The 6,193-nt window shown below is 61.0% G+C and carries 12 protein-coding genes; 4 read left to right on the forward strand and 8 right to left on the reverse strand.

The annotated features are described in order from the left end of the window. The first annotated feature begins 130 nt into the window (after window positions 1-130). The gene (locus tag CCR96_RS02470) at window positions 131-259 is read left to right on the forward strand and encodes a transposase (protein WP_201216371.1); all 129 of its coding nucleotides are present in this window, start codon (window positions 131-133) and stop codon (window positions 257-259) included. Here the strand turns inward: CCR96_RS02470 and CCR96_RS02475 are convergent. The 6 genes from CCR96_RS02475 to CCR96_RS02500 form a co-directional block, all read right to left on the reverse strand. Further along, complete coding sequence (locus CCR96_RS02475; protein WP_201216376.1) at window positions 225-842, reverse strand: glycosyltransferase; 618 nt, start codon at window positions 840-842, stop codon at window positions 225-227. The genes CCR96_RS02470 and CCR96_RS02475 overlap by 35 nt on opposite strands. Before the next feature lie 124 nt (window positions 843-966). Next, complete coding sequence (locus CCR96_RS02480) at window positions 967-1,383, reverse strand: type II toxin-antitoxin system VapC family toxin (protein ID WP_201216384.1); 417 nt, start codon at window positions 1,381-1,383, stop codon at window positions 967-969. A gap of 315 nt (window positions 1,384-1,698) precedes the next feature. Further along, complete coding sequence (locus CCR96_RS02485; protein ID WP_201216393.1) at window positions 1,699-2,817, reverse strand: glycosyltransferase; 1,119 nt, start codon at window positions 2,815-2,817, stop codon at window positions 1,699-1,701. A gap of 159 nt (window positions 2,818-2,976) precedes the next feature. Continuing rightward, complete coding sequence (locus tag CCR96_RS02490) at window positions 2,977-3,225, reverse strand: BrnA antitoxin family protein (protein ID WP_201216416.1); 249 nt, start codon at window positions 3,223-3,225, stop codon at window positions 2,977-2,979. Further along, the gene (locus CCR96_RS02495; RefSeq protein WP_201216434.1) at window positions 3,209-3,499 is read right to left on the reverse strand and encodes a BrnT family toxin; all 291 of its coding nucleotides are present in this window, start codon (window positions 3,497-3,499) and stop codon (window positions 3,209-3,211) included. The genes CCR96_RS02490 and CCR96_RS02495 overlap by 17 nt, the downstream gene beginning before the upstream one ends. A 12-nt stretch (window positions 3,500-3,511) precedes the next feature. Beyond that, the gene (locus CCR96_RS02500) at window positions 3,512-3,694 is read right to left on the reverse strand and encodes a hypothetical protein (RefSeq protein WP_201216443.1); all 183 of its coding nucleotides are present in this window, start codon (window positions 3,692-3,694) and stop codon (window positions 3,512-3,514) included. Window positions 3,695-3,782: 88 nt separating this feature from the next. On the opposite strand from CCR96_RS02500, the gene CCR96_RS02505 reads away from it, so the two are divergent. Then, window positions 3,783-3,983, forward strand: coding sequence for a DUF4351 domain-containing protein (locus CCR96_RS02505; protein ID WP_201216451.1), 201 nt, complete (start codon window positions 3,783-3,785; stop codon window positions 3,981-3,983). An 82-nt stretch (window positions 3,984-4,065) separates the two neighbouring features. Here the strand turns inward: CCR96_RS02505 and CCR96_RS02510 are convergent, their stop codons facing one another. Then, window positions 4,066-4,476: a DUF1640 domain-containing protein gene (locus CCR96_RS02510; protein WP_201216460.1), complete on the reverse strand. Its 411-nt coding sequence runs from the start codon at window positions 4,474-4,476 to the stop codon at window positions 4,066-4,068. A gap of 110 nt (window positions 4,477-4,586) precedes the next feature. On the opposite strand from CCR96_RS02510, the gene CCR96_RS24210 reads away from it, so the two are divergent. Next, window positions 4,587-4,847 carry an Rpn family recombination-promoting nuclease/putative transposase gene (locus CCR96_RS24210; RefSeq protein ID WP_207191837.1) on the forward strand — a complete coding sequence of 87 codons (261 nt, stop codon included), beginning with the start codon at window positions 4,587-4,589 and terminating at the stop codon, window positions 4,845-4,847. Between the two features lie 57 nt (window positions 4,848-4,904). Beyond that, the gene (locus CCR96_RS02520; protein ID WP_201216476.1) at window positions 4,905-5,747 is read left to right on the forward strand and encodes an Rpn family recombination-promoting nuclease/putative transposase; all 843 of its coding nucleotides are present in this window, start codon (window positions 4,905-4,907) and stop codon (window positions 5,745-5,747) included. Window positions 5,748-5,918: 171 nt separating this feature from the next. On the opposite strand, the gene CCR96_RS24345 is transcribed toward CCR96_RS02520, so the two are convergent. Further along, window positions 5,919-6,193, reverse strand: a 275-nt coding sequence (locus CCR96_RS24345; protein WP_242518374.1) for a helix-turn-helix transcriptional regulator, incomplete at its 5' end; no start/stop codon positions are given.

Consider the following 6,193-nt stretch of genomic DNA (forward strand, 5'->3'; position numbering starts at 1 on the left):
GCACAGATGGACATCCGGCATCAAAAACGACGTAAAGATATTGAGCGATATTACAAAGGAAACGATCCTGATAGCGCGAATGATACTGGTTGAGCTAGGGGCTCGGAATTAATCTAACAAAGTAGTATTAATGGAGCGCAAATTCGGCCCCACCGACGACCAACTGCGCCAGCAGATCCAAGAGGCCGATGCCGAGACACTGCTGGAGTGGTCAGATCGCATCCTTACCGCTGAGACCCCGGAGGCGGTGTTTCACTGAGCAGCGCCAACAACAGCCTGCGGTTGCGGCCCTGTTTGCGCGCCAACGCCGCGCGCCGATAGCCCGAGTGATGGATCACCACCGGCAGCCGTACCCGCGGCCACTCAGAGATCGGCTGCTCATGCACCCGGCCTTGATAGCGCACCCCAGCAGGCAACAGTCTCGGTATCCAGGCGGTACTGGTCTCGACCTGCCCGGCGAGATCAAAGCCGCTGATCACCGGCAGCACGCCGATGAAGTCCGCCGGCTTGGCCACTGCCGCGCGCAGCCGCTCAGCGCCCTCGGCCAGGCGCTCATCGGCATCGAGGATCAGGTTCCAGGGTGTGTGCGAATGGGCCAGTGCCGCGTTGCGCGCCGCGGCAAAGTCATCGCTCCAGGCGAATGGGTAGACCTTGGCCCCGGCGGCGGTGGCGATCGCCGCCGTCTCATCACTCGAGCCGGTATCGAGTGCGATCATCGCATCGGCCACCGCGCGCGCATTGTCCAGGCAGCCGCCGATCAGTGCCGCCTCGTTGCGGGCGATGACGACCAGGGTCAGTCTTGGGGAGGCTGGGGTTGCGGCGGACTGTTCAGGTGGCGACATGACGGAGGCTTATTAGTGTTTGACCTGCTTGCCCAACAGAACTAAGAGGCCGATGCCGGGTCGCTGCAGGAGTGATCCGAGCGCGTCCTCACCGCTGAGATCCCGGAGGCGATGTTTCATTTGGTCAAAGCCACAACCGCTCGAAGGAGCGACCATCTGGAAGGCGATACGCCGAGAAATCGCGGAGATCAACGGTAATGATCTTGTGAATGCCAGTGATTCCCGCCAGTGTGACCAAGGCTGCATCGGTAAAATCAGGCGCTAGATCTTGGTACTTCTCGAGCGTTGTGCAGATCTGTGGCAGCTCAAGAGTGCTGAGTTCATGGAGTATGACGCCATAACGCTCCAGCCAAGTCAGAAGCGCAATCTTGCCGGCAGTGTCGAGGAAGAAACCGGCTTCGGTGACGACAGGCCAGATTGAATGCAATGTTAAGCGCTGGTTGCTTTCCAAGAATGAAACGGCTGATGGATGATGCGGGTCATCGCAGGCGAACAGCGCAACAAGAAATCCGGTATCAATCCAGGCGCCGGTGCTTGGCATGCAATCGCTCCCAGATTTGGCGTTTAACGGGATCGGTAGGCGCGTCGGCAAGCTGCCCAGCGCCGAAAAGATCCCGTCCTAGCTCGTAGGATGAGGGTGCCGTTTGTTTCAATTGGCGCTTGCAATATTCACGGATGCTTCGATGGATCAGGTCATCTTGGCTACGCTTGGACTGACGGCTGACCTGATCCAGTAACGCTTTCTCTTCGGTTGTCAGTAAAAGATTGAGTGACATGGTATGTTCCTGAAGTAACGTTGCTCGAAAAGAGGAGGCTTTCGGGGCGGACTTGGGTTGATGCCATTCAAAAGTCCTCTCTAGACCTTGATCTTGTCGTTTTTTGGCTGGCTGCGCAACGTTTGAGCCCGGCCGCGATAGTCCTCAGCCTCATCCAGTCGCCCAAGCTGCTTGTTCAAAACCGCCAGGTTATGCGCGGCAAGAAAGCTCCCACGCCCCCGGACGCTGCCCTCCAAGCTCGGCTGCTCGCCGATCTCCAGGCTCTTCAGCCGGGCTTGCTCCACCACCGGTAGGATCTCCTGCGCGGCCTGCTCGGGATGGCGAATCGCCCAATCCAGCAACAGATCACTCAGCGCAAAGAAGAAGTCGGGTGACTGCGGCCAGTGCGGCATCTCCTGCTCAGCGAGCGCGATAGCCTGCTCCAAGGCGCCGGCACGCTTGAGCGCAAACAGCGCCCGCACCACCAGATCATGCCGATAGGCTGGCTGGCGCGGCAGCAAGGCGCTCGCCTGCAGCGCCCGCTGATACTGGCGGGCTGCTTCCTCGAAGTCTTCATAGACCTCGCAGTCCTTACCCAGTTGATCGCGCAGATAGGCATCTTCCGGGCGCTCTGCGAGCATCGCCAACAGCAGCCTGCGGTTGCGGCCCTGTTTGCGCGCCAGTGCCGAGCGCCGATAGCCCGAGTGATGGATCAGCACCGGCAGCCGCACACTCGGCCACTCAGACACCGGCTGCTCATGCACCCGGCCTTGGTAGCGCACCCCTGCAGGCAACAGTCTCGGTATCCAAGCCGTACTGGTCTCGACCTGCCCGGCGAGATCGAAGTCGCTGACCACCGGCAGCACGCCGATGAAGTCCGCCGGCTTGGCCACCTCCGCGCGCAGCCGCTCAGCGCCCTCGGCCAGGCGCTCATCGGCATCCAGGATCAGGTTCCAGGGTGTGCGCGACTGGGCCAGTGCCGCGTTGCGGGCGGCGGCAAAGTCATCGCCCCACTCGAACGGGTAGACCTTGGCCCCGGCAGCCTTGGCGATGGCCACCGTTTTATCCCGCGAGCCGGTATCGAGCACGATCATCGCATCGACCAGCGCGCGTGCGCTCTCGAGACAAGTGCCGTTCTGGGCTGCTTCATCACGGGCGATGACGACCAGGGTCAGTCTCGGGGAGGCTGGGGTTGCAGCGGAGGGTTCAGGGGGTGACATGACGAAGGCTGGTCAGCGTTTGACGTGCTTGCTCTTGCAAACGACGTACGAGGCGCTCGCTGCGCACCACGCGTTGATCCTGATGCGCAGGCTGTTCGACGACTTCGCCGTATCGATGCGCCAGATCTCGTCGCGGAGTCCATCGCAGAAGGCGGCTGATCAGGCGGCTGGGAGCATTTCATGTAACACCTGGCGCAGCTTAGCTTCGGTCAGCGGAGCGGTTTCCGATGACAGGCTGGCGCGCAGCGTCTCGTTGATCAGAGTCTGGTAGCCCAGGCCTTGTGCGGCGGCGCGTTCGCCGAAGACGGCGAGTAGGTCGTCGTCCAGGTAGAGTGTGACGCGGGTCTTGCCGTCAGCGTTGATCACCGATCCCTGTTGGCCATGAGAGAAATCATCGTGTTCGCGCATGGTGGGCCTCCCGTTCGTCGTGCTGTCGTTCATGGCGTTGCGCCGCGCGCGCGGATATCACACGCAGTTCGTGGTTGCCCCGATAGTGGTATGCCACAATGACCACCCGGCCGAGGTGGTCTTGCCCGATCGTCACGAATCGTTCCTCGTCGTGATCGAGATCTTCAATGGTGATGGCATAAGGATCGTAGAAAACCGCCTCGATTTCGGCAAGGTCTATCCCCTGTTTTTGACGATTGCGTGCGTTTTTATGCGGATTGAACGTGATCTTCATCTGCTCACGTCATCAGGGTTGGCTGCTGGATTCGAGCTCGAAGCAGGCCGAGAGCCTAGAACATTGGTTCACGTTGGGCCGATGCCGTTCGGTGTCTGGGGCGAGACAACGGTACCGGCGGGTGGCGTTCGCGAAGTCATCGCTGGCCGCATGGGTGATCTTGCCAGCACCCAAGATGAAGAGCGGTTGTGCCATGGGTCTTTATCCTGCACTCGGGTGCGGCCGGTGTCGCCCTGTTTGGCGATGGCCAGAGCGTTGATCTTAACATTGCGATATAAGCTGAATGGAGCGAGCATGGCAGCATGGCATCGAGCAGGGCGAGCGAAAAGGTGAAGCCAAGCTGCTACTGCGCCAGATGGAGCGCAAATTCGGCCCCGCCGATGTCCAACTGCGCCAACAGATCCAAGAGGCCGATGCCGAGACGCTGCTGGAGTGGTCAGATCGTATTCTTACCGCTGAGTCGCCGGAGGCGGTGTTTCACTGAGCCGCGCCAACAACAGCCTGCGGTTGCGGCCCTGATGGCGCGCCAACGCCGAGCGCTCAAGCCCCAGCGACGTCGAGCGTCCTCAAGGTCCGATCAGCACATCCGCGAGCTTCAGCACGACGCCGAGGATGGCGAGGCCACCGATGAGCCAACGGGTCTGCGCGGCCAGTGCCTGGTGCAGGCTCACTTCGAGCTGGCTGATTCGCTCCTGTAAACGTGCGTCGACCTCCTTGATCTGGAGCTCAACGCCCTTGATGTCCTTCTGTAGGCGCGCCTCGAGTTCCTTGATGTCCTTTTGCAGCCGCGCTTCAACCTCCTTAATTTCCTTCTGCAAGCGCAGCTCGCCTTCGCGGACATGGCCCTGGGTCGCGAGATCATTGAGCTGAGGGAAACGGGCTTCGAGCGCATCAAAGGCCTGCGCAATCACCTCAGCGCGCTCCTCATCGCTCGAGGTGTGTTTCAACTTGGTGTAGAGATCAAAGGCGGCGCTCATCAGTGGTTGCTCTGGCAGGGGCGTTGGTGACCGACGCTGAGGCGCGGCGGGACTGGAGTCATCAGTATAGCGAGCTGCACGGGAGGGCTGCACGACGTTGGCGCGGGTCAATGCGCAACCGGCGCAAGCTCGCGAAGAGGGAGAATCAGGGACTTACCCCTCAATGCTGCGAGCAGCAGGCGGCTCGCGGTCAGGCTGCAATCCGGGTAAAGTCCACCCCCATGGACGAGATCAACAATCCCCACGACGTCTACTTCCGAGAGAGCTTCACTCGGCGCGAGATCGCGCAGGACTTTCTGCGCCAGCACCTGCCGGCTGAGCTGCTTGAAGTGGTGGATCTTGACAGTCTGGAGATCAGCAAAGACAGCTAGGTCTCCAGGGAATTGCGTGCGTCCTATTCTGATCTGGTCTATCGGCTGAGATGGCGTATGCCTGATGAGGCTGATCCAACCGTGCCCGATGAGGCCGATCCAGCCGTACCTGAGCAGGCTAATCCGGCCGCTGCAGTTGATCTAGAAGATGCTGCAGCGACCCTCGCACTCCACGTCTACATCCTGTTTGAGCACAAGAGTCATCCCGACTACTGGGTCTTGCTGCAACTGCTGCGCTACATCGCGCTGCAAGGCGATGCCTACCGCAAGCAGCATCCCGAGGCCAAGACCTTGCCGCCGGTCTATCCGCTGGTGCTCTATCATGGTCAGAGCGTCTGGCGGATGCCGAGCGACTTCCACGCGCTGATCCGACCGCTACCAGAGGCGCTTAAACCCTACGTGCCGCAGTTCCGCTATGCGCTGCACGATCTCTCACCACGCAGCGATGTGGAGATCAAAGGCGATGTGGTGGAGTTGGCGATGCGCTGGATCTTCAGTGACCAGCCGCTCGAGCATCTGGAGCGGCTGATCGCCTTGATCGACCAGATCGCCGACCGCGACACCGCGCTGCAGATTCTGGAATCGCTGCTGCGATATTATGTCCAAGGGACACAACGGGTGGAAGAGAGTGACGCCCGCCGCTTGTTGGAACAGACCGCACCGGGAGACCCCATCATGCAGACGTTTATTGATCGGTATATTGAGCAAGGCCGCGAGCAGGGCATCGAGCAGGGCCGCGAGCAGGGTAAGGCCGAGATGCTGCTGCGCCAGATGGAGCGCAAATTCGGCCCCACCGATGTCCGGCTGCGCCAGCAGATCCAAGAGGCCGATGCCGAGACCCTACTGGAGTGGTCCGATCGTATTCTTACCGCTGAGACGCCGGAGGCGGTGTTTCATTAGCGCCGGGATCAGCGCTGCCCTTGCCCCTCGCGCAACGCCCGCGACAGCTACTGATACTTTCGCGCCTGCTCCACGCGCCCCATCTGCTCATGGAGCACCGCCAGGTGATGCGCGACCATAAAGCGACCACGCCCCTGCACACTGCCCTCAAGCTGAGAAAAACGAGGGACGTCACCCTCCTAGAAAGACCAGGGCACCGGGATGACACTTGAGCACACGAGCGAGGGACTTGGCCTGCTCGATGTCGGGGGCGGTGCGGTCGGATTCGATCTCGACTAACGCCGCCAGCGGCAGCCCAGCGCGCGTGGCAAGCTCCTTTTGGGTCAATTCCTGAAGCTCGCGCAGGATGCGCACGGATTCCCCAGGCGAGACCTCGATGCTGCGCGAACAAGGGCGGTTGATCCGGCCCGCCTGATGTTTTGACCGACTGGACTCCCGACCACCGG

This window comes from Halochromatium roseum (genome assembly GCF_016653315.1).
GTDB classification, from domain to species: Bacteria; Pseudomonadota; Gammaproteobacteria; order Chromatiales; family Chromatiaceae; genus Lamprobacter; species Lamprobacter roseus.

What these genes read in the sequence shown, in the direction of transcription:
- CCR96_RS02470 (WP_201216371.1), top strand. Translation starts at nt 131, where the DNA reads ATGGAGCGCAAATTCGGCCCCACCGACGACCAACTGCGCCAGCAGATC.
- CCR96_RS02475 (WP_201216376.1), bottom strand. Translation starts at nt 842, where the DNA reads ATGTCGCCACCTGAACAGTCCGCCGCAACCCCAGCCTCCCCAAGACTG.
- CCR96_RS02480 (WP_201216384.1), bottom strand. Translation starts at nt 1,383, where the DNA reads ATGCCAAGCACCGGCGCCTGGATTGATACCGGATTTCTTGTTGCGCTG.
- CCR96_RS02485 (WP_201216393.1), bottom strand. Translation starts at nt 2,817, where the DNA reads ATGTCACCCCCTGAACCCTCCGCTGCAACCCCAGCCTCCCCGAGACTG.
- CCR96_RS02490 (WP_201216416.1), bottom strand. Translation starts at nt 3,225, where the DNA reads ATGCGCGAACACGATGATTTCTCTCATGGCCAACAGGGATCGGTGATC.
- CCR96_RS02495 (WP_201216434.1), bottom strand. Translation starts at nt 3,499, where the DNA reads ATGAAGATCACGTTCAATCCGCATAAAAACGCACGCAATCGTCAAAAA.
- CCR96_RS02500 (WP_201216443.1), bottom strand. Translation starts at nt 3,694, where the DNA reads ATGGCACAACCGCTCTTCATCTTGGGTGCTGGCAAGATCACCCATGCG.
- CCR96_RS02505 (WP_201216451.1), top strand. Translation starts at nt 3,783, where the DNA reads ATGGAGCGAGCATGGCAGCATGGCATCGAGCAGGGCGAGCGAAAAGGT.
- CCR96_RS02510 (WP_201216460.1), bottom strand. Translation starts at nt 4,476, where the DNA reads ATGAGCGCCGCCTTTGATCTCTACACCAAGTTGAAACACACCTCGAGC.
- CCR96_RS24210 (WP_207191837.1), top strand. Translation starts at nt 4,587, where the DNA reads ATGCGCAACCGGCGCAAGCTCGCGAAGAGGGAGAATCAGGGACTTACC.
- CCR96_RS02520 (WP_201216476.1), top strand. Translation starts at nt 4,905, where the DNA reads ATGCCTGATGAGGCTGATCCAACCGTGCCCGATGAGGCCGATCCAGCC.